General features: G+C 63.2%; 16 protein-coding genes. All 16 read left to right on the top strand.

Features of this window, described 5'->3' with window-relative positions; all coding sequences use genetic code 11:
* Window positions 1-4 precede the first annotated feature (4 nt).
* The 16 genes from AB4Y97_RS04280 (at window position 5) to recN (ending at window position 20,867) form a co-directional block, all read left to right on the top strand.
* A complete protein-coding gene (locus tag AB4Y97_RS04280) occupies window positions 5-1,765 on the top strand; it encodes a peptidoglycan D,D-transpeptidase FtsI family protein (protein WP_441998001.1) in 1,761 nt (586 codons plus the stop codon).
* Window positions 1,765-3,234: a UDP-N-acetylmuramoyl-L-alanyl-D-glutamate--2,6-diaminopimelate ligase gene (locus AB4Y97_RS04275; protein ID WP_441997777.1), complete on the top strand. Its 1,470-nt coding sequence runs from the start codon at window positions 1,765-1,767 to the stop codon at window positions 3,232-3,234. Before AB4Y97_RS04280 ends, AB4Y97_RS04275 begins: the two co-directional genes overlap by 1 nt.
* Window positions 3,231-4,664 (top strand): UDP-N-acetylmuramoylalanyl-D-glutamyl-2,6-diaminopimelate--D-alanyl-D-alanine ligase, encoded by a 1,434-nt coding sequence (locus AB4Y97_RS04270; protein ID WP_441997776.1) that lies wholly within the window; start codon window positions 3,231-3,233, stop codon window positions 4,662-4,664. Before AB4Y97_RS04275 ends, AB4Y97_RS04270 begins: the two co-directional genes overlap by 4 nt.
* 3 nt (window positions 4,665-4,667) lie before the next feature.
* Window positions 4,668-5,750, top strand: a complete 1,083-nt coding sequence (mraY, locus tag AB4Y97_RS04265; protein ID WP_441997775.1) for a phospho-N-acetylmuramoyl-pentapeptide-transferase — start codon at window positions 4,668-4,670, stop codon at window positions 5,748-5,750.
* A gap of 4 nt (window positions 5,751-5,754) precedes the next feature.
* Complete coding sequence (gene murD / locus AB4Y97_RS04260) at window positions 5,755-7,191, top strand: UDP-N-acetylmuramoyl-L-alanine--D-glutamate ligase (protein ID WP_441997774.1); 1,437 nt, start codon at window positions 5,755-5,757, stop codon at window positions 7,189-7,191.
* 5 nt (window positions 7,192-7,196) lie between these two features.
* Complete coding sequence (locus AB4Y97_RS04255) at window positions 7,197-8,342, top strand: FtsW/RodA/SpoVE family cell cycle protein (protein WP_441997773.1); 1,146 nt, start codon at window positions 7,197-7,199, stop codon at window positions 8,340-8,342.
* Window positions 8,339-9,457 carry an undecaprenyldiphospho-muramoylpentapeptide beta-N-acetylglucosaminyltransferase gene (gene murG, locus AB4Y97_RS04250; RefSeq protein WP_441997772.1) on the top strand — a complete coding sequence of 373 codons (1,119 nt, stop codon included), beginning with the start codon at window positions 8,339-8,341 and terminating at the stop codon, window positions 9,455-9,457. Before AB4Y97_RS04255 ends, murG begins: the two co-directional genes overlap by 4 nt.
* Window positions 9,454-10,869: a UDP-N-acetylmuramate--L-alanine ligase gene (gene murC / locus AB4Y97_RS04245; RefSeq protein WP_441997771.1), complete on the top strand. Its 1,416-nt coding sequence runs from the start codon at window positions 9,454-9,456 to the stop codon at window positions 10,867-10,869. Before murG ends, murC begins: the two co-directional genes overlap by 4 nt.
* Window positions 10,866-11,783 carry a UDP-N-acetylmuramate dehydrogenase gene (murB, locus tag AB4Y97_RS04240; RefSeq protein WP_441997770.1) on the top strand — a complete coding sequence of 306 codons (918 nt, stop codon included), beginning with the start codon at window positions 10,866-10,868 and terminating at the stop codon, window positions 11,781-11,783. The genes murC and murB overlap by 4 nt, the downstream gene beginning before the upstream one ends.
* 65 nt (window positions 11,784-11,848) lie before the next feature.
* The gene (locus AB4Y97_RS04235; protein WP_441997769.1) at window positions 11,849-12,772 is read left to right on the top strand and encodes a D-alanine--D-alanine ligase; all 924 of its coding nucleotides are present in this window, start codon (window positions 11,849-11,851) and stop codon (window positions 12,770-12,772) included.
* Complete coding sequence (locus tag AB4Y97_RS04230) at window positions 12,739-13,719, top strand: cell division protein FtsQ/DivIB (RefSeq protein WP_441997768.1); 981 nt, start codon at window positions 12,739-12,741, stop codon at window positions 13,717-13,719. The genes AB4Y97_RS04235 and AB4Y97_RS04230 overlap by 34 nt, the downstream gene beginning before the upstream one ends.
* Window positions 13,716-15,038, top strand: a complete 1,323-nt coding sequence (gene ftsA / locus AB4Y97_RS04225; protein ID WP_441997767.1) for a cell division protein FtsA — start codon at window positions 13,716-13,718, stop codon at window positions 15,036-15,038. Before AB4Y97_RS04230 ends, ftsA begins: the two co-directional genes overlap by 4 nt.
* Window positions 15,039-15,143: 105 nt before the next feature.
* Window positions 15,144-16,871, top strand: a complete 1,728-nt coding sequence (ftsZ, locus tag AB4Y97_RS04220; RefSeq protein ID WP_441997766.1) for a cell division protein FtsZ — start codon at window positions 15,144-15,146, stop codon at window positions 16,869-16,871.
* A 273-nt stretch (window positions 16,872-17,144) separates the two neighbouring features.
* Window positions 17,145-18,089 carry a UDP-3-O-acyl-N-acetylglucosamine deacetylase gene (gene lpxC, locus AB4Y97_RS04215; RefSeq protein WP_441997765.1) on the top strand — a complete coding sequence of 315 codons (945 nt, stop codon included), beginning with the start codon at window positions 17,145-17,147 and terminating at the stop codon, window positions 18,087-18,089.
* Between the two features lie 195 nt (window positions 18,090-18,284).
* Entirely contained in the window at window positions 18,285-19,181 is an 897-nt protein-coding gene (locus tag AB4Y97_RS04210; RefSeq protein WP_441997764.1) for an outer membrane protein assembly factor BamD, read from the top strand.
* A gap of 12 nt (window positions 19,182-19,193) precedes the next feature.
* Complete coding sequence (gene recN, locus AB4Y97_RS04205; RefSeq protein ID WP_441997763.1) at window positions 19,194-20,867, top strand: DNA repair protein RecN; 1,674 nt, start codon at window positions 19,194-19,196, stop codon at window positions 20,865-20,867.
* Window positions 20,868-21,037 lie beyond the last annotated feature (170 nt).

Below are 21,037 nucleotides of genomic sequence, written 5' to 3'. Positions count from 1 at the left end.
CGTGTTGCAAAAGTTCGATTCCGATCTGCTCGGTCAGAACGCCGCTCCCAAACGCGGCGTGTTGTCTTACGTGCGCGAGCTGTTTCGCCTACGCGTCGACAAGAGCATGTCGCGCGTTGGGTTCACGGCACTCTGCTTCGCTGGCCTGTTCAGCGTCATCGGCGGACGTCTCGTCTATCTGGCGATGACGAGCGATACCTCGAGCGAAGTGCGCCGTGCTGCATCCTCGGAAATTTCCGCGGCTCGCCCCGACATCGTCGATCGCAACGGCAATATCCTGGCAACCGACGTGAGGATGGTTTCCGTCTTCGCCGAACCGCGCAACATCATCGACAAGGACGAGGCCGTCGAGCTTCTGACCGCCGTTCTTCCCGATCTCGACGCGACTGATTTGCGCAACAAGCTCGGCACAAAGAAGGGTTTCGTCTGGATCAAGCGCGAGATAACGCCGCGCCAGCAGGCCGAGGTGCATCGCCTCGGCATCCCCGGTGTCGGCTTCCTGCCGGAAAACAAGCGCGTCTATCCGAATGCGGAGGCGGCGGCTCACGTCCTCGGCTTTGCCAATGTCGACAATGTCGGCATCGCGGGTATGGAGAAGTACATCGATAGCCAGGGCCTGCAGGATCTCAACGGCGCGGGCTTCGCCATCTCGGCAGCCGATCTGAGGCCCGTGCAACTCTCCATCGATCTGCGCGTGCAGCACGCCCTTCGCGACGAGCTTGTCAAGGGAATGGCGAAGTTCAAAGCCAAGGCGACGGCTGGCGCGATCATGGACGTGAGCACGGGCGAGATCGTCGCGCTCGTGTCGCTGCCGGATTTCGATCCGAACAATCCCGTCGATGCGCTGGAGAGTGACCGCATCAACCGCATCAATGTCGGCGTGTTCGAGATGGGCTCTACCTTCAAGGCTCTGACGACGGCGATGGCGCTGGATTCCGGCAAGTTCAACATCAACTCGACCCTGGATGCCCGGTCGGGGCTGCGTTATGGCAAGTTCACCATCGGCGACTATCACGCCACACACCGCGTGCTGACCGTGCCCGAGGTGTTCATCCACTCATCCAATATCGGCACGGCGCGCATGGCGCTCGGCATCGGCGTCGAAGGCCACAAGGCTTTTCTGCGCAAGATGGGGCAGTTGACGCGGCTCAAGACGGAACTTCCCGAAAACGCCGAGCCCATCGTGCCCCCGCGTTGGGGCGAGCTCAACACCATGACCATCGCCTTCGGTCACGGCCTTGCGGTTGCCCCGCTTCAGGCTCTGATGGCGGTCGGCGCGCTCGTAAACGGCGGCACACTCATCACGCCGACCTTCCTGAAACGCGATGAAGCCGCAGCCCGCCAGACCGCCATGCAGGTTCTGAAGCCGGAGACCAGCGAAGCGCTACGCTATGTGATGCGTCTCAATGCCTCGAACCCGGCGGGCTCGGCATCTACCGCCGCCATTGCCGGCTTCTTCGTCGGCGGCAAAACCGGCACGGCGGAAAAGGTCATCAACGGGCGCTATTCGAAGAACAAGAATTTCACGACCTTCACGGCCATCCTGCCGGCGGACAAGCCGAAATATGTCTTCCTGACCATCATGGACGAACCGCAGGCGGTCGAAGGGACGTATGGCTTCTCCACGGCAGGCTGGAATGCGGGGCCGGTCACCGGCAACATTATCGAGCGCGTGGCGCCTCTGCTCGGCGTGCCGCCGCGCTTCGAGCCGCCGTCTCAGCCTTTCCCATTGATGTCACGCCTCGGCGCATGGGGCACGAAATAATGCAGTACAAGACCTTTCAACTGGGCGACCTCCTTCCTGAAGCGCAAGGCGACACTGGCGCTTCGCTTGCCATTGTGACCATCGCTTCGGACAGCCGTAAGGTCGGAGCGGGGTCCGTTTTCTTCGCGGTGCCGGGCACGAAGGCGGACGGCATGAGCTTTGTGCCGCAGGCGGTCGCGGCCGGCGCGGTTGCTATCGTCGGGGAGGCTGAGCGCCCATCGAATCTTGCAGACAGCGTCACTTACATCCGCGTGCCCGATGTGCGCCGTTCGCTGGCGCTGGCGGCGTCGCGCTTCTACCCGACGCAACCTGAGAAAGTCGTCGCGGTCACGGGAACGAGCGGCAAGAGTTCGGTCGCCGATTTCACGCGCCAGCTCTTTGCTGTTCTGGGACATAAATCCGCCAGCCTGGGCACGCTCGGCGTCATCACCTCCGATGGAGCCGCCTATGGCTCGCTGACGACGCCGGATCCGATCTCCCTGCAAGAAACTCTGGATCGCCTGGCCCGTGATGGCGTGACCCGTCTGGCGATGGAAGCATCATCCCATGGCATCGATCAGCGGCGTCTCGACGGTGTACGCCTGAGCGCCGCCGGTTTCACCAATCTCGGTCGGGATCATCTCGACTATCACGGCACGACCGAAGCCTATGCGGCGGCCAAGCTTCGCCTCTTCGATACGCTGTTGCCGAATGATGCGCCTGCAATCATCAATGCGGATGGGCCTTTCGCCGACGTTTTCCTGGAAGGCGTGCGGCGCGCCGGGAGAAAACTCCTGACGACAGGCAGCGCAGGCAATACGCTTCGTCTCGTCGAAGCGCGTCCCGAAGGCTTCAGGCAGAGTTTGACCGTCGAGGCCTTTGGCCGAACCATCCGCACGACCCTGCCCCTCCTGGGGGCGTTCCAAGTAGAGAACGCGCTTCTCGCGGCGGGCCTCGTGCTGGCTGTCGAGGGCGAGGAGAGGACGGCTGAAGTTCTCACAGGTTTGGCCCGTCTCAAGGGCGTTTCGGGCCGGTTGGAGCAGGTGGGCGAAAGTAACGGCGCGCTTTGCATTGTCGATTATGCGCACAAGCCCGATGCCCTGTCGCATGTGCTCGATGCGCTGCGCCCCTTCACGACGGGCCGCCTGATCTGTGTGTTCGGCTGCGGTGGGGATCGGGATCGCGGAAAACGGCCTCTCATGGGCCGCATCGCCGTCGAAAAATCGGATATGGTGATCGTCACGGACGATAATCCTCGCTCAGAAGACCCGGCTGCGATCCGCGCCGAAGTCATGAAAGGGGCCCCGGGCGCGCGAGAAATCGGCGACCGGGCCGCGGCCATTCGCGCCGCCGTCAACGAGCTTCAGCCGGGGGATGTCCTGGTCGTGGCGGGCAAAGGTCATGAAACGGGCCAAATCATCGGCGACCGGACCCTGCCGTTCTCGGATCATGATGAAGTCCGGGCGGCTATTGCGGAGAGGCAGGGATGAGCACGCCCTTATGGACATCGGACGAAATCGCGGCTGCGACCGGAGCGCGCATCGGCCATGGCGTCACGCCCGTCTCCGGAGCGTCCATCGATACCCGCACGCTCAATCCGGGCGATCTCTACTTCGCCATCAAGGGCGATGTGCATGACGGGCACGATTTCGTCCCGGCCGCTCTGGAAAAGGGTGCCTCGGCTGCCATCGTGTCCGAGGAAAAGGCTCATGCCTTCAAAGATTTCGAGCGTCTCATCGTCGTGCCGGACGTGCTGGAGGCCATGCGCCAGCTCGGACGGGCTGCTCGTGCGCGCAGCAAGGCGAAGATCGTCGCCATCACCGGTTCCGTCGGAAAAACCGGCACGAAGGAGGCCATGCGCCTTGCCCTCTCGCGCCAGGGCATGACGCATGCCTCCGTCGCTTCCTACAACAATCACTGGGGCGTTCCGCTGACGCTGGCCCGCATGCCGCGGGAGGCCGCGTTCGGCGTTTTCGAGATCGGCATGAACCATGCCGAAGAAATTCTGCCTCTGACGGCAATGGTTCGGCCGCATGTGGCCGTGATCACCACGGTCGAGCCCGTGCATATCGAGTTTTTCCCCTCCATGTGGGGCATCGCCGATGCCAAGGGAGAGATCTTCTCCGGCATCGAGCCCGGCGGAACGGCGGTTCTCAATCGCGACAACCCCTATTTCGAGCGGATGCGCGCCCATGCGGCTGCCTCTCAGGCAGGCAGAATTGTGACCTTCGGCGAGCATGAGACGGCGGATATCCGTGCCGAGCGCATTGTCGTGAAGCCCGATCTCTCCGTCGTCGAGGCGCGAGTTTTCGGTCAGCCTCTGACCTACAGGATCGGCATGCCCGGGCGGCATATCGCCCTCAATTCCCTGAGCGTCCTCGCCGCCGCTCATGCGCTCGGAGCCGATCTGACACTGACCGTCCTTGCCTTCTCGGATCTCAAGCCGCCGGTCGGCCGCGGCGAGCGGACCATGCTCTCCGTCGGTGATGGCGAGGCGCTGCTGATCGACGAGAGCTACAACGCCAATCCAGCCTCCATGCGCGCGGCGCTCGCCAATCTCGGCGCGGTGGAGCTCCCTCGTCAGGGGCGGCGCATCGCCGTTCTGGGCGATATGAAGGAATTGGGCGCCGAGGGCCCCGGCCTTCACGAAGGACTGGTGGAGGCCGTGGAGAAGAACGGGGTCGATGTCCTATTCGCGGCCGGCCCCCTGATGGAGAATCTTGTTGGAAAGCTGCCGAAGGCGAAAGTCGCGGCTCACGGGGCAATTTCGGCGGATCTGGTCGAGATCGTCTGCCGGGAGATGCGCCCCGGCGATGCCGTGATGGTCAAAGGCTCGCTCAGCATGAAAATGGCTTTGGTTGTCAAAGCCCTGAAAGAACGTTACGGCGCAGGCCAAACCGGCCATGCGCTGAAAGGATAATCGATGTTGACCTGGTTGGCTGAGCTCAGCCCCTATTTCAGTCCTCTCAATATTTTCCGCTACATCACGTTTCGCACCGGCGGCGCCACGGCAACGGCGCTGCTTTTCGTCTTCCTGTTCGGGCCGGCGATCATTTCGCTGCTTCGCGTGCGCCAGGGCAAGGGCCAGCCGATCCGCGCGGATGGGCCGCAATCGCACCTGACGAAACGCGGCACGCCGACCATGGGCGGCCTGATGATCATGGCGGGTGTGCTGTTCTCGACGCTGCTATGGGCGAACCTCGCGAACCACTACGTCTGGGTCGTGCTGTTCGTCACCGTCGGCTTCGGCGCCATCGGATTCTATGACGATTATCTCAAGGTCACGAAGCAGTCGCACAAAGGCTTTTCGGGGCGTTCCCGTCTTGTCATCGAGGCTTTGATCGCGGCCATCGCCTGCGTCGCCATTTCCTACATGGCGACGCCCGGGCTTGCTAACAAACTGGCGCTGCCTTTCTCGAAAGAGCTGATCCTTAATCTCGGCTGGTTCTATATCATCTTCGGCGGCTTCGTGATCGTCGGAGCAGGCAATGCGGTGAACATTACCGATGGTCTCGATGGGCTTGCCATCGTCCCGGTCATGATCGCGGCAGGCACCTTCGGTTTCATCGCCTATCTCGCCGGCAACGCGGTGTTCGCCAATTACCTGCAGATCCATTTCGTACCCGGCACGGGTGAGCTTGCCGTCATCTGCGGCGCCCTGATCGGGGCGGGTTTGGGCTTCCTGTGGTTCAATGCACCCCCGGCCCAGATCTTCATGGGCGATACGGGCTCGCTGGCGCTCGGCGGCCTGCTCGGCACGATCGCCGTCGCGACGAAGCACGAGATCGTTCTCGCCATCGTCGGCGGCCTGTTCGTGCTGGAAATCCTCTCAGTGATCATCCAAGTCACGTCGTTCAAGCTCACGGGCAAGCGCGTGTTCAAGATGGCGCCGATCCACCACCATTTCGAGCAACTCGGCTGGACCGAGCCGCAGGTGGTGATCCGGTTCTGGATCATCTCCGTCGTTCTGGCCCTGGTCGGTCTTGCGACCCTCAAGTTGCGGTGACCCGATGACGCCCGTCACCACTTTCGCCGGAAAATCCGTTGCGCTCTTCGGCCTTGGCGGGTCGGGGCTGGTCACAGCGCTCGCGCTCAAAGCGGGTGGCGCGCATGTGACGGCCTGCGACGATAATCCGGCGAAGATGGCGGAAGCTGCGGCGAAAGGCATCGAGACGGGCGATCTGCGGCGGGTGGATTGGTCGCGCTTTGACGCGCTCATTCTCTCGCCGGGCGTTCCCCTCACGCATCCGGAGCCGCATTGGTCGGCCAAGATCGCGAAGGAAGCGGGCGTAGAGATTATCGGCGATATCGAACTTTTTTGCCGCGAGCGCGCGAAGATTGCACCGAATGCGCCCTTCATCGCCATTACAGGCACCAACGGCAAATCGACGACGACCGCACTGATTGCGCATATCCTGCGCGAAGCCGGTCGCGACGTACAGATGGGCGGCAATATCGGCACGGCGATCTTGTCGCTCGAACCGCCCTCCGACAACCGCATTCACGTCATCGAATGCTCGTCGTTCCAGATCGATCTCGCGCCCTCGCTCGCGCCAACGGTGGGTGTGCTCCTCAATATCTCGCCCGACCATCTCGACCGGCATGGCACGATGGAAAACTATGTGGCGATCAAGGAGCGGCTCATTGCGAAGGCCGATTGGTCGCTCGTCGGCGTTGATAATCCTCTCAGTGCCGCTATTCAGAAACGAGCGCTAGAACGTGAGGCTCGAGCGAAAGCCGCAGGTAGGCCCATAGGTCGGCAGTACGCTGTTTCAGTGGAGCGTGACGTAGAGGCAGGCATCTCTCTGAGAGATGAAATGATTCATATGCTGGCGTACCCGGGTCAGGAGCGTGACTTGGGTAATCTTGCAGGCATCTCGACACTGCGCGGATTGCACAATGCCCAGAATGCTTGCTTTGCTGCAGGCGTGGCGGACATTTACGAAGTCTGGCACGATGACCCTGACGTTATCCAACGCGCCCTGCGCACATTCCCTGGTTTGCCGCACCGCATGGAGGAGGTGGCTCGCCGTGGCGGGACGCTGTTCATCAACGACTCCAAAGCCACCAATGCGGATTCCACTGAGAAGGCCCTGAAATCCTTCGACAATGTTCTCTGGATCCTCGGCGGAAAATCGAAGGAGGGCGGCATTGCAATGCTGAAGCCCTATTTCCCGAAGATCCGAAAGGCCTATCTCATCGGTGCGGCCTCGGATGAATTTGCCGCGACCCTCGGAGAAGATGTCCCTCATATTCACGCGAATACGCTCGAGAGGGCGGTTCAGCAAGCAGCGTCCGATGCCGCTGCCATGAACGAGCCTGCCGTGGTGCTGTTGTCGCCGGCCTGCGCGTCCTACGACCAGTACCCGAATTATGAAGTGCGCGGAGACCACTTTCGCAAACTCATCAAAGCCCTGCCCGGCATCAACCCGACGATGGGAGCCTGACGAACATGGTGTCACGCGCGGAACGTTCGGCTTTCGGCGATTGGTGGTGGACCGTCGACCGGATGCTTCTGGCGGCGCTCGCCGTTCTGGCATTGGCCGGTCTCGTCTTCCTCATGGCCGGCGGACCGCCGGTCGCGGAGCGGTTGGGGCTCTCGACGTTCCATTTCGTGAACCGGCAGGTTCTCTTCCTCATTCCTGCGCTTGCTATCCTGCTTCCGGTCTCGTTCCTGTCGCTGCGCCACATCCGACGCCTGGCCTTGCTGGTCTATTTCGTCGGCATGGGGCTTATCCTGCTGGCCTTCCAGTTCGGACCGGAGATTAAGGGTGCGCATCGCTGGATCATGATTGGTCCGCTCGGCGTCCAGCCCTCCGAATTCGTGAAGCCCGCCTTCGTCGTGCTTGCCGCCTGGGCTTTTTCGGAAGGCGCGCGGCGCAAGGACATGCCGGGCGCGTTCCTGGCCTTTCTGATCCTACCCGCCACCATCGTTCCGCTGATCCTGCAGCCGGATTTCGGGCAGACCATGCTCATCACCACCGTGTGGTGCGGCCTCTTCTTCGTCGCGGGCCTGCACTGGTTCTGGGTGATGGGCCTCGGCGGCGCGGGATTGATCGGCATCGTGGCGGCCTATGAATTCCTGCCGCACGTGCGCGCCCGCATCGAGCGCTTCATGGACAAATCCTCCGGCGACACATTCCAGGTCGATACGGCGATGGAATCCTTCGCGCGCGGCGGGTGGCTCGGCCGCGGGCCGGGCGAGGGTTCCGTGAAGCGTATTCTGCCTGACGCCCATACCGACTTCATCTTCGCCGTCACGGCGGAGGAGTTCGGTATTGTCGTATGCATCGGCCTGCTGCTGCTCTTCGCCTTCATCGTGTTGCGCGGCCTGTCGCTCGCTCGCCGCAGCGAAGACACGTTCTGCCGTCTCGCGGCGACAGGCCTCGTGCTGATGTTCGGCCTGCAGGCTTCGATCAACATGATGGTGAATGTGCATCTCATGCCGGCCAAGGGGATGACGCTGCCCTTCATCTCCTATGGCGGTTCGTCGTTGCTCTCGCTCGCGCTCAGCATGGGCTTTCTCATCGCCCTGACTCGCCGGCGCCCGCGCGCCGAGATGATGGACCACTTCAATCAGGACTGGTCGCGCGGATGACGGGACCTTTGATCCTTCTCACCGCAGGTGGAACGGGTGGGCATCTCTTCCCGGCAGAGGCGCTCGCCAACGCCTTGAAGGCGTCCGGCGCGCGCGTGGCTCTGGCCACCGACAAGCGCGCCAATGCCTATGCAGGCTCATTTCCGGCGGATGAAATCGTCGAGATTCCGTCTGCAACTCCGTCCGGCCGCTCGATCCCCCAAATGGCGAAGGCTGCCCTCTTGCTCGCGCGTGGAGCGCTCAAGGCCATACCGGCCATCCGCCGCATGAAGCCTGCGGTCGTCGTCGGCTTCGGTGGTTATCCCACGGTTCCGCCCGTCATCGCCGCGTCGCTTCTGGGCGTGCCGACCGTCATCCATGAAGCCAACGGGATCATGGGACGCGCCAACCGGCTTCTCGCCCGACGGGCCTCCGTGATCGCAACCGGATTTCCGGCAATTAAGGGCATTCCGGCAGGCGTGCCGGGCCGGAGCGTCCATACGGGCAACCCGATCCGTCCGTCGGTGCTGGAAGCGTCGAAAGCCGGCTATCCCGCTCTTTTGGCCGACGGGAAACTCCGTCTGCTCGTCGTCGGCGGCAGTCAGGGCGCGCGGGTGATGAGCGATATCGTTCCGCCTGCCATAGAGCTTCTGCCACCGGAACTTCGCTCGCGGATCGTCGTCTGCCAGCAGGCGCGTGGAGAGGATCTGGAGCGGGTCCGGGCGCATTATTCCCGGCTCGGCGTCTCCTTCGAGGCGGAGCCCTTCTTCAAGGATCTGCCGCAGCGCATGGCGCAGTCCCATCTCGTCATTTCCCGCTCGGGAGCCTCGACGGTTGCGGAACTCGCCGTGATCGGGCGTCCCTCGATCCTGATCCCCCTGCCGGGAGCTATCGATCAGGATCAGGCCGCAAATGCAAAGACACTTGGCGATATCGGCGCGGCCATCGTTCTTCCACAAGTTCAGTTCACTCCTGAGCGCCTGGCGCAGGAGGTCCGTTCTTTTCTCGAAGAGCCGGATCGCTTGACCCTGGCCGCCGCTGCCGCACATAGCGCCAGTATCACGGACGCCGCCGAGCGCCTCGCTCAGGTGGTTCTTCAACTCGTCTCTTCTGACAAAAACGGAAAAAACCCATGAAATTGCCGCCGAAGCTTGGACCCATTCACTTCATCGGGATTGGCGGCATCGGCATGTCGGGCATTGCCGAGGTCATGCACAATCTCGGCTACACGGTGCAGGGTTCCGACGCGTCCGATAATTACAACGTCAAACGCCTGGCCGAGAAAGGCATCAAGACCTTCATCGGACACAAGGCGGAGAACGTGGATGGCGCTGAGATCGTCGTGGTCTCGACCGCGATCAAACGCGACAATCCCGAACTGACGGTCGCGCGAGAAAAGCGCCTGCCGGTGGTGCGCCGCGCCGAAATGCTGGCGGAACTGATGCGCTTCAAGTCCTGCGTCGCGGTGGCCGGTACTCACGGCAAGACGACGACGACCTCCCTCGTCGCCACCCTGCTCGATGCAGGCGGGCTCGATCCGACGGTCATCAATGGCGGCATCATCAACGCCTACGGCACCAATGCCCGCATGGGTGAGGGGCAATGGATGGTAGTGGAGGCCGACGAGTCCGATGGCACCTTCCTCAAGCTTCCAGCCGATGTGGCCATCGTCACCAATATCGACGCCGAGCATCTCGATCATTTCGGAAGCTTCGATGCGATCAAGGATGCCTTCCGCTCCTTCATCGATTCGATCCCGTTTTATGGTTTCGCGGTGATGTGCATCGATCATCCGACCGTGCAGGATCTGGTTGGACGCATCGAGGATCGCCGCATCATCACCTATGGCGAGAATCCGCAGGCCGATGTGCGCCTGATGGATATCGATACGCGGGGAGGGCAAAGCCGCTTCCGCGTCATGATCCGGGATCGCCGCCCCGGTTTCCGTCTGGAACTTGAGGATCTCGTTCTGCCGATGCCGGGTGCGCATAACGCCCTGAATGCGACTGCGGCCATCGCGGTCGCGCACGAACTCGGCGTCTCGCCCGATGCCATCCGCAAGGCGCTTGCCGGTTTCGGAGGCGTGAAACGCCGCTTCACGCGCACGGGCGACTGGAACGGCGTCACGGTCTTCGACGATTACGGCCACCATCCCATCGAGATCGCGGCGGTTCTCAAGGCCGCGCGCGCATCGACCGACGGGCAGGTCATCGCCGTGGTGCAGCCGCACCGCTATACGCGCTTGTCGTCACTGTTCGATCAATTCTGCACCTGCTTCAACGATGCGGATGCCGTGATCGTCGCACCGGTCTATGCGGCGGGCGAGCAGCCGATTCCGGGGGCCGATCGCGACTCCCTCGTTTCCGGTCTCAAGGCCCGCGGTCACCGCAACGCCATGGCGCTCGATAAGTCGGAAGATCTCGCCGGCATCGTGAAGAGCATAGCGAAGCCGGGCGATTACGTGATCTGCCTGGGAGCAGGCAATATCACCCAATGGGCCTATGCCCTGCCAGGCGAGCTCGAGGTGCTGGGCGAGAAGGCGGCTTGATGTTTCCGGACCTGACAGGTGAGCTGCGGGCAGAAATGCCCGATCTGCGCGGCAAGCTCGAGGCGAATGCGCCGACGGCGCCGCTGTCGTGGTTTCGCACGGGAGGACCGGCGCAGGTCCTGTTCACACCTGCGGACGAGGGCGATCTTGCCTACTTTCTCGTCCATCTCGACCGACAGGTCCCGGTCATCGTGGTCGGCCTCGGTTCGAACCTTCTCATCCGCGATGGTGGATGGAAGGGGGTCGTGATCCGCCTCGGCAAGGGTTTTGCCGATATTGCGGTCGAAGCGAACAACCGGGTCCGGGCCGGTGCGGGAGCACCCGACGTGAAGGTCGCGCGGGTGGCGGCGGAGGCCGGCATCGCCGGCCTCTCGTTCCTGCGCGGCATTCCCGGCACCATCGGCGGCGCTTTGCGCATGAATGGAGGCGCCTATGGTGGCGAGACCAAGGATGTTCTCGTCGAAGCGCGCGGCGTGACGCGCGCGGGCGAGAAGGTCGTCTATACGAATGCCCAGATGGGCTTCACCTATCGCCATTCCTCCGTGCCAGACGATGTGATCTTCACCGAAGCCCTGTTCGAAGGCCGCCCGGGCGATCCGTCCGAGATCCTCGCGGAGATGAATTCCATCACCGAGGCGCGGTCATCGACGCAGCCGGTCAATACGCGCACGGGCGGCTCGACCTTCAAGAATCCGCCGGACAGGAAGGCCTGGGAGCTGATCGACGCCGCCGGGTGCCGGGGCATGCGTGTCGGCGAGGCTCAGGTGTCCGAAATGCATTGCAACTTCCTCATCAACCACGGCTCCGCATCGGCTGCCGATATCGAGGGGCTGGGCGAAAAGGTCCGCCAGCGTGTCCGCGAGGCATCGGGCGTCGAGCTGGAATGGGAAATCAAGCGCGTCGGACTTTCCTGAAGCCCGACCCGAATCACTAAAAGGCCCCGGCCGTTTCGAGTTGCGGGGCGTGAGGAGAGCATATCATGGCCAAGCACGTTGCCGTTCTTTATGGGGGCTGGTCGGCGGAGCGCCAAGTCAGCCTTGCTACGGGCAAGGCCTGCGCCAAGGCGCTGGAAGAACAGGGCTACAAGGTCACGCCCATCGATGTGCAGCCGGACATCCCCACGGTGCTCCATGCGACGGCTCCCGATGTGGTGTTCAACGCGCTCCACGGCCGCATCGGAGAGGACGGCACGATCCAGGGTTTGCTTGAGCTCCTGCGTATTCCCTATACCCATTCCGGTGTTCTCGCCTCGGCGCTCGCCATGCAGAAGGACCGGGCGAAGGTCGTCATGCAGGCCGCTGGCGTGCCTGTGCCGCGGGGTGTCGTCGTTAACCGTTTGGATGCGGCCAGGAGCCACGTCCTGCCCGCGCCTTACGTCATTAAACCGGTCAGTGAAGGCTCGTCGGTGGGTGTCATCATCGTGCGCGAGGAGCGCAGTCATCCGCCTCAGGAATTGCTCCGGGAGGATTGGGCCTTCGGCGAAAAAGTCCTTGTCGAATCGTATGTTGCGGGCCGCGAACTCACCTGCGCGGTGATGGGCGACAGGGCTCTCGGCGTGATCGATATCAGGCCCGCCACCGGCATCTTCTACGATTATGACGCAAAGTACGCGAAGGGGGGATCCATTCACGTCCTCCCGGCAGAAATTAAACCGAATATTTACCAAAAGGTCCAAGAGTTGGCGTTAACGGCGCATCAAGCGCTCGGCTGTCGGGGAATCAGTCGCGCTGACTTACGGTATGACGACACGCCCGGAGGAACCGGGGAACTCGTCGTTCTCGAGGTCAACACGCAACCCGGCATGACCGAGACGAGCTTGGTGCCAGAATTGGCAGCCCATGCGGGCTATACGTTTGGCGAGCTTGTGCAATGGATGGTGGAGGACGCTACCTGCAACCGATGACGGCCTACCCGGCCGGCGCTACGGTTGCGCGCGCCACCGCCTTCGAATCACGAAAGCACAACGCCTCCCGATTCGGTTTTTTTAAACGGTTCCGCCCCGCGCGCAGCGTGCGTCGCCGCTCCGTCAGCGTGCCGCTCGTGCGCCGTATTCCGCGTTTTCTGGGAACCGGGCTCACGCTGGGCTTCTTCGGCGCCGTTACGCTCGTCGGCCTGTGGCAGGGCGGGCATTTGAACGACTTCATCCGCGCCAATGGCGAGCCGCATCATGCGCTTGCGCGGATGTTCGGTCTCGGACTGGAGCAGATCACGATTTCCGGTCTCTCGCAGATGCGCGAAACCGAAGTGCTCGCTGCGGCGGGCCTCGATGCCAAGCTGTCCCTGGTCTTTCTCGACGTGAACACCGTGCGCGAGCGTCTCGAGCACGTGCCCCTGGTCAAGAGCGCGACCGTCCGCAAGCTTTATCCGAATGAGCTGGTCATCGGCCTGACGGAGCGCGAGCCGCATGCGATCTGGCAGCTCAACGGCGAGCTTTTCGTCATCGCTGCCGACGGCACCGTGATCGACCTCATGCAGGATGCGCGCTTCGCCGATCTGCCCTTCGTGGTGGGCGAGCAGGCCAATAGCCGCAACAAGGATTACATCGCTCTGCTCGAGGCCGCCGGGTCCCTGAAGAGCCGCATTCGCGCCGGCACGCTCGTCGCCGGACGTCGATGGACGCTGAAGATGGATAACGGCATGGACGTGAGCCTGCCGGAGCTTGGAGCCGCCGATGCGCTGGCTCGGCTCGTGAAACTCGAACGGGAACAGAAGATCCTGGAGAAGGACGTGCTGGCAATCGACCTGCGCATGGCTGACCGGGTCGTCGTTCGCCTGACGGAAGAAGCTGCTTCGGCACGGGCCGAGGCATTGAAGAAGAAGCCGGTGCGCGGCAAGGGGGTCGAAACATGAGTCTCTCAGGTCATGGTTTGACGCCGCGCCTGAAGCCGTTGTCCGCGCGCAAGAGTGCCATCCTTTCGGTCCTCGATATCGGAACCAGCAAGGTGGTCTGCGTCGTGGCGGAACTGAAGCCGGTCGATGAGATCGAGTCGCTGCGCGGCCGCACCCATGTGGCGCGCATTCTCGGCATCGGCCATCAGCGTTCCGTCGGCCTGAAGGGCGGCGTGATCGTCGACCTGGAGGCGGCCGAATCCTCCATCCGGCAGGCGGTTCATGCCGCCGAGCGGATGGCGAAGGTCGAGATCCAGTCGGTGATCGTCAATCTTACGGGCGGGCGTCTCGCCTCCGAACATTTTGATGCGCATGTCCCCGTGCGCGGCGCAGTCGGAGCAAGCGACGTTCACCGGGTGCTCGATACCGCCAGCAGCTACGATTTGCGGCGGGGCAGGGCGGTGCTGCACGCATTGCCGACGGGCTTCTCGCTCGATGCGCAAAGCCACATCGTCGATCCGGCCGGCATGATCGGCGAGCGCCTTGGCGTCGATCTTCACGTCGTGGCGTCGGAAGCGGCGGCTGCGCGCAATCTGATGCTCGCGGTCGAGCGGTGCCATCTCGGCATCGAGGCCGTGATCGCCACGCCTTACGCGTCGGGCCTGTCCGCACTCGTCGATGACGAAGCCGACATGGGCTGCGCCGTGGTCGATATGGGCGGCGGCACCACCAGCGTCGGCATTTTCATGAACGGGCATCTGGTGCATACGGATGCGATCGCCGTCGGCGGCCATCACGTGACCATGGACATCGCTCGCGGTTTGACGACACGCGTCTCCGCCGCCGAGCGCCTCAAGACGCTCTACGGTTCCGCGATCTCATCGAGCGCGGACGACCGCGACATGATCGCCGTGCCGCAGGTCGACGAAGACGAACGCGATGTGCCGAACCATCTGCCGAAGTCGCATCTGGTCCGGATCATCAAGCCACGGGTCGAGGAAATCCTCGAACTCGTGCGCGACCGGCTGAAATCGGCGGGTTTCGCCGCGCAGGCCGGACGGCGCGTCGTGCTGACGGGTGGCGCAAGCCAGCTCGTCGGCTTGCCGGAAACGGCGCGGCGCATTCTGCAGGGTCAGGTTCGTGTCGGGCGTCCGCTCGGTATCAAGGGCTTGCCCGAAGCGGCCAAGGGCCCAGCCTTTTCGGCGGTGGTCGGCCTGCTGGTTTACCCGCAGGTGGCGCATATCGAGTATTTCGAGCCGCGTTCCAGCGGCTTGTTTCAGGGTACGGGAACCGACGGTTACATCTCGCGGGTGGGCCGTTGGATTCGCGATAGTTTTTAAATGAGTAAGGCGGTGGCGCGGCGGCCATCGCCCAGAGTTCAAGTTAACCAAGGGTAAGCGTCGGCCGAACGCTGTCGGTACAAAGGCCAAAGAGGCAAACAGGTCATGGCTATTAATCTGCAAGCTCCGGATATCCGGGAACTCAAGCCACACATCACGGTTTTCGGCGTCGGCGGCGCTGGCGGCAACGCCGTGAACAACATGATCGAGTCCGGTCTCCAGGGCGTCGAGTTCGTGGTTGCGAACACCGATGCGCAGGCCCTGGCCTCGTCCAAGGCCGAGCGTATCGTTCAGATGGGCCTGCAGGTGACCGAGGGCCTCGGTGCCGGCTCGCAGCCTGAAGTCGGACGTGCCGCGGCCGAGGAGGTGATCGACGAGATTCGCGATCAGCTTTCCGGTTCGCACATGGTGTTCATCACCGCCGGAATGGGCGGCGGCACCGGCACGGGCGCTGCCCCTGTCGTGGCCCGCGCAGCCCGTGAACTCGGTATCCTGACCGTCGGCGTCGTCACGAAGCCCTTCCAGTTCGAAGGCGTGCGCCGCATGCGTCTGGCGGAGGCCGGCATCACCGAGCTGCAGCAGTCGGTCGATACGCTCATCGTCATCCCGAACCAGAACCTCTTCCGGGTCGCCACCGAGAAGACCACCTTCGCCGACGCCTTCGCGATGGCCGATCAGGTGCTCTATTCGGGCGTTGCCTGCATCACCGACCTGATGGTCAAGGAAGGCCTGATCAACCTCGACTTCGCTGACGTGCGCTCCGTCATGCGCGGCATGGGCAAGGCGATGATGGGTACAGGCGAATCCTCCGGTGAGAAGCGCGCTGTCCGCGCGGCCGAGGCGGCCATCGCCAACCCGCTCCTCGACGACGTGTCGATGAAGGGTGCCCGCGGCCTGCTCATCTCCATCACCGGCGGCAGCGACCTCACCCTCTATGAACTCGACGAAGCAGCGACTCGCATCCGCGAGGAAGTGGATCAGGATGCCAACATCATCCTTGGCGCGACCTTCGACGAGAGCCTGGAAGGCATCATCCGCGTCTCGGTCGTTGCGACCGGCATCGATCAGGCATTGGTGACCGAGGGCGTCGATCTGTCCTCGACCGAGCAGCGGATCTCCGAGGTGGCCGAGCGCCTGCGCGCCGAGGCCCGCGCCCGGGCGACGCAGACTCAAGCCGTCCCGACCTTTCGCGCCGCCGCCCAAGCCGAACCGGTGAAGGCGGCTGCCCCTCGCTTCGAAACAGCTCCCGCTCCAGCCGCTCCGGCCTATGTCTCCATGGCCACTCCGGTCATCGAGTCCGCGCCGCAGCCGCTCATCCGGGACGATGTGGTTCTCACCCCCACCCAGCCCAAGCAGGCCATGGCCTATGAGGCTCCGGTCGTGGCCGAGCCGGTCTATCACGAAGAACCGGTCGCCCAGGGCGCCTTCATCCCGCCGCAAGCCGAGCGGGCCATGCGTCCGGCCCGGATGCCCCGGATCGACGAACTGCCGATTCCGGCCCAGAACCAGATCCGCGCCAGCCGCGGCGAGGAGCCGGCTCACGACACGAAGCGGATGTCGCTGCTGCAGCGTCTCGCCACGGTCGGTTTCGGCCGCAAGGACGACGGTCACAATGCTCCCGCCGAGCCTGTGGCCCAGCGCCCGGCGCCGGAAGCATCGCGTCAGCAGATGTCCCCGGTTCATGCGGAGTACGCCAAGCGTCCTGCGGCTCCGCAAGGCTACCGCCAGCCTCAGGGGCACCACGATCAGCAGGGTCGTATGCCCCCAGTGCAGCGGAACATGGAGGATGATCAGCTGGAGATTCCCGCATTCCTCCGTCGTCAGGCGAACTGATCAAACAGCACTTGTGACAAACGAAGCCCCGGCCCTTGTTCGGCCGGGGCTTCTTTATTTAAAAATGTTATTTTTCAATGGGTTACGAACGGCCCAGGTTGTTACAGATCGTAAGAAACCGTGATTTGGCCCCGCTTCGACATAGGACTATGTTGCCTCTCAGTTGATGAGCGAGATTCGGCCTGAATCCCGCAGGCCAGTAACAATAACAGCGGGCGCAAAGGCGAGGCGGGATGATCCCGCACTGACCCGGGCGTTCGAGGTCCAGTGATTATGAAGCAAAGCCAACAAACCACGCTTCGCGCAGCCGTTACCCTCACGGGTGTCGGCGTCCATTCGGGGGACGAGGTCAAGCTCGTTCTCCACCCGGCGGAGGTGAATCATGGCATCGCTTTCCTTCGCACTGGACTTCCCGGCTGTCTCGACCGCGTGATCGATGCTCGCCATCTGACCGTCACCGCGACCGAACTCTGCACCGTCATCGGCGACCGCGACAGCGGGGCCGTAGCGACGATCGAGCACCTGATGGCGGCGCTTGCCGGCCTGGGCATCGACAATGTCCTCGTCGAGATCGACGGCCCGGAAGTGCCGATTCTCGACGGCAGCTCGGCTCCTTTCATCGATGCGATCGATCAGGTCGGCCTGTCGATCCAGGCTGCGACGCGCCGCTATCTCAAGGTTCTCAAGCCTGTCCGCGTCACGCAGGGCAAGGCTTTTGCCGAACTCGTTCCTAACGAGCGCACCTTCCGCCTCGATGTGGAAATCGATTTCCCCACGCCGGTGATCGGCCGTCAGCGCAAGGCTATCGACCTGTCGCCGTCCGTCTTCCGGCGCGACATTTCCCGGGCCCGCACTTTCGGCTTCATGCGCGATGTGGAGAAGCTCTGGAGCGCTGGTTTCGCCCTGGGCGCCTCCCTTGAGAACACCGTCGCCATCGGCGAGGATGGTGTGATGAATCCCGAGGGACTGCGCTATGGCGACGAGTTCGTGCGTCACAAGATCCTCGATGCTATCGGCGATCTCTCCCTGGCCGGTTTCCCGTTGCTGGGTACCTACCGCTCCTATTGCGGCGGGCACCGCCTCAATTTCTCGGTTCTCGAGGCCCTGTTTTCCAGTCGCTCGAACTATGCCATTGTGGATGGCGGCGTCCGCCGGGAAACGGGTTATGCCGAGATCGGCAATATCGCCATGCCGGCTTTTGCGCCGGAAATTCACTAAGTTGCGCTGTTCATTTCGTTATTTGCCGTTCATCTCGCACTGAGCGCCCTTTGGCCGCATGGTTTTCAGCCAGACACCCTTTAAACCGGCTGGATAAAGCCTTTCGGATAGGGTTGGCTCTTTCCTCGTGCATAGGTTAAAGAGCCTTCGGTGCACCGTTCCAACTCGGGCACGTTTTTCGGAGGATCGCGAGGCATGTCTTTCGCGAAGGCTTATTCAGGATTGAGGGGCGTCGCCGTTCGCGCTCTCGTCATCGGGGCTTGCGGCGTGGTGGTTGCCGGCTGCGATACTCTTTCGTCGCTCAATCCGTTCGACAAAAGCGAAACCTACAAGCCGGAAATCGTGGCGGATGTCCCGGCTGAGCAGATCTACAATGACGGCCTCGCCCGGATCCAGAAGAAGGATTACGAGGGCGCCGCCAAAAAGTTCGGCAGCCTCGACAAGCAGTACCCCTATTCGGAATGGTCCCGCAAAGGGCTGATCATGGAGGCTTACGCCAATTACGAGGGCGGGCTCTATGAGGAGTCCATCACGGCGGCCAAGCGCTACCTCCAGCTCCATCCGTCGACTCCGGATGCGGCCTATGCCCAGTATCTGATGGCCTCGTCCTATTACGATCAGATCCCGGACATCACCCGCGACCAGGAGAAGTCGGAACGGGCGCTTCTGTCTCTGCAGGAACTGATTCAGCGCTATCCAACCTCCGAATATGCGGCTGACGCGAAGAAGAAGATCCAGGTTGCCAGCGACCAACTCGCCGGCAAGGAGCTCGAGGTCGGTCGCTTCTATCTGCAGAAACGCAACTATTCGGGAGCCATCAACCGCTTCCGCACCGTCGTCTCGCGCTACCAGACGACCCGTCATGTGGAAGAGGCGCTCCAGCGCCTCACCGAAGCCTACATGGCCATGGGCATCGTCGCCGAGGCGCAGACGGCAGCCGCCGTTCTCGGTCACAACTTCCCTGACAGTCCCTGGTACAAGGACGCCTACAACCTGCTGACCAAAGGCGGCGTCGAGCCGCGCGAGGATTCCGGATCCTGGATCAGCAAGGCTTTCCGCGGCGTCCCGCAGGTCAGTCAGAGGACGGGCTAATCCTCTCCTTCCATGCTGATCCAGCTGGCGATTCGCGACATCGTCCTTATCGACAAGCTCGAGCTCCATTTCCATGAGGGCCTCAGCGTCCTCACGGGTGAAACCGGAGCGGGCAAGTCGATCCTGCTCGATGCTTTTGCATTGGCTCTTGGCGGGCGAGGTGATGGAAGCCTCGTCCGGCACGGTGAGTCGCAAGGTCAGGTGACCGCCGTCTTCGATTGCTCTCTCGACCATCCAGCCCGCCAGATCGCGGCAGATGCGGAGATCGATATCGACGGTGACCTGATCCTGCGCCGGATCCAGGTCGCCGACGGGCGCACCCGCGCCTTCGTCAACGATCAGCCGGTCAGCGTCCAGGTCCTCAGGGCCATCGGCTCGACCTTGGTCGAAATACACGGCCAGCACGACGATCGCGCCCTGGTCGATCCTGTGACGCATCGGGCCATTCTGGATGCGTTCGGAAATCTCACTGGCGAGGTTCAGGCCGTTAGCGAGGCCGCCCGCCGGGTCCGCGATGCGCGCCAAGCTCTGCAGGAACATCGCAACCGCGTCGAGAAGGCCCGCAAGGAGGCCGACTTTCTGCGTCATGCGGTCGAGGAGCTGACCAAGCTCGCCCCGCAGGCGGGCGAGGAGGAGACCCTCGCGGAGCGCCGCATCGTCATGATGCAATCCGAGAAGGTGGCGACGGATCTCAATGAAGCCTTCGAGGCGGTGGCGGGCTCGGCCTCTCCCGTGCCTGAGCTGTCCGCAGCTGTGCGCAAGCTGGAGCGTCGCAGCGCCCAGGCGCCATCTCTTGTGGAACCTAGCGTCAAGGCTCTCGATGCGGCGCTCGTCGCCATCGACGAGGCTCGCGCGGCCCTGGAAGAAGCCATCCGCGCGGCGGAGTTCGATCCGCGTGAGCTGGAGCAGACCGAGGAGCGTCTTTTCGCCCTGCGCGCTGCCGCCCGCAAATACGACGTCCCAGCCGATGAACTCGCCGCCCTCAAGCAGCGCTTCGTCGAGGACGTGGCGGCCATCGACGCGGGCGAGGAGAAGCTGGCGGGTCTGGAAGCCATCCTGAAGGATGCCGACCGGACCTATGTCGCCGCCGCAAAGACCTTGTCCGCCGGACGGCGCAAGGCTGCTCAGGCGCTCGATGCCGCCGTGCAGGCCGAGCTGCCGCCCCTGAAGCTGGAACGGGCGCGTTTCATCACGGAGATCCAGACCGACGAGGGCAGCCGCGATCCCAATGGCTTCGACCGGATCGAGTTCTGGGCCCAGACCAACCCCGGCACGAAGCCCGGCCCCCTGATGAAGGTGGCCTCAGGCGGTGAATTGTCCCGTTTCATGCTGGCGCTCAAGGTGGTGCTGGCCGACAAAGGCTCCGCGCCGACTCTCGTCTTCGACGAAATCGATACGGGCGTCGGCGGCGCGGTCGCGGATGCCATCGGCCAGCGCCTCGCGCGCCTGGCGAACGGCGTCCAGGTCATGGCCGTCACCCATGCCCCCCAGGTCGCCGCCCGCGCCGGAAGTCATTTCCTGATCGCCAAGGAAGGCGTGCGCGGCTCGGACCGGGTCGCGACCCGGGTCGTCCCGCTCGACGATGGCCCCCGCCGCGAGGAAATCGCGCGGATGCTCGCGGGCGCGACCATCACCGAGGAAGCACGCGCGGCAGCGGCGCGCCTGCTCGAGGCTGCCATCGGCTAGAGCGCCGGACTGGAAATTCGACTCCTGGGTTTTGGCCTGGTGCGATCTGTGATTCACTTGCTGGAACGGGAGGTGGATCATGGGTCACTGCTATTCTCTCGATCTTCGGGTGCGCGTCGCCGACTTTGTCGCGGCGGGCCATTCCTGCCGGGTGGCCGCCCAGCACTTTG

It is taken from the genome of Microvirga sp. 2TAF3, assembly GCF_052114965.1.
GTDB lineage: Bacteria > Pseudomonadota > Alphaproteobacteria > Rhizobiales > Beijerinckiaceae > Microvirga.
This window is presented reverse-complemented; position numbering and strand designations above follow the sequence as displayed.

Bases quoted from the DNA above. Each gene is read 5' to 3' on its own strand.
- murD (WP_441997774.1), top strand. From the start codon at position 5,755: ATGACGCCCGTCACCACTTTCGCCGGAAAATCCGTTGCGCTCTTCGGC.
- ftsZ (WP_441997766.1), top strand. From the start codon at position 15,144: ATGGCTATTAATCTGCAAGCTCCGGATATCCGGGAACTCAAGCCACAC.
- murG (WP_441997772.1), top strand. From the start codon at position 8,339: ATGACGGGACCTTTGATCCTTCTCACCGCAGGTGGAACGGGTGGGCAT.
- ftsA (WP_441997767.1), top strand. From the start codon at position 13,716: ATGAGTCTCTCAGGTCATGGTTTGACGCCGCGCCTGAAGCCGTTGTCC.
- AB4Y97_RS04275 (WP_441997777.1), top strand. From the start codon at position 1,765: ATGCAGTACAAGACCTTTCAACTGGGCGACCTCCTTCCTGAAGCGCAA.
- mraY (WP_441997775.1), top strand. From the start codon at position 4,668: ATGTTGACCTGGTTGGCTGAGCTCAGCCCCTATTTCAGTCCTCTCAAT.
- recN (WP_441997763.1), top strand. From the start codon at position 19,194: ATGCTGATCCAGCTGGCGATTCGCGACATCGTCCTTATCGACAAGCTC.
- AB4Y97_RS04230 (WP_441997768.1), top strand. From the start codon at position 12,739: ATGGATGGTGGAGGACGCTACCTGCAACCGATGACGGCCTACCCGGCC.
- AB4Y97_RS04210 (WP_441997764.1), top strand. From the start codon at position 18,285: ATGTCTTTCGCGAAGGCTTATTCAGGATTGAGGGGCGTCGCCGTTCGC.
- lpxC (WP_441997765.1), top strand. From the start codon at position 17,145: ATGAAGCAAAGCCAACAAACCACGCTTCGCGCAGCCGTTACCCTCACG.
- AB4Y97_RS04235 (WP_441997769.1), top strand. From the start codon at position 11,849: ATGGCCAAGCACGTTGCCGTTCTTTATGGGGGCTGGTCGGCGGAGCGC.
- murC (WP_441997771.1), top strand. From the start codon at position 9,454: ATGAAATTGCCGCCGAAGCTTGGACCCATTCACTTCATCGGGATTGGC.
- AB4Y97_RS04255 (WP_441997773.1), top strand. From the start codon at position 7,197: ATGGTGTCACGCGCGGAACGTTCGGCTTTCGGCGATTGGTGGTGGACC.
- AB4Y97_RS04270 (WP_441997776.1), top strand. From the start codon at position 3,231: ATGAGCACGCCCTTATGGACATCGGACGAAATCGCGGCTGCGACCGGA.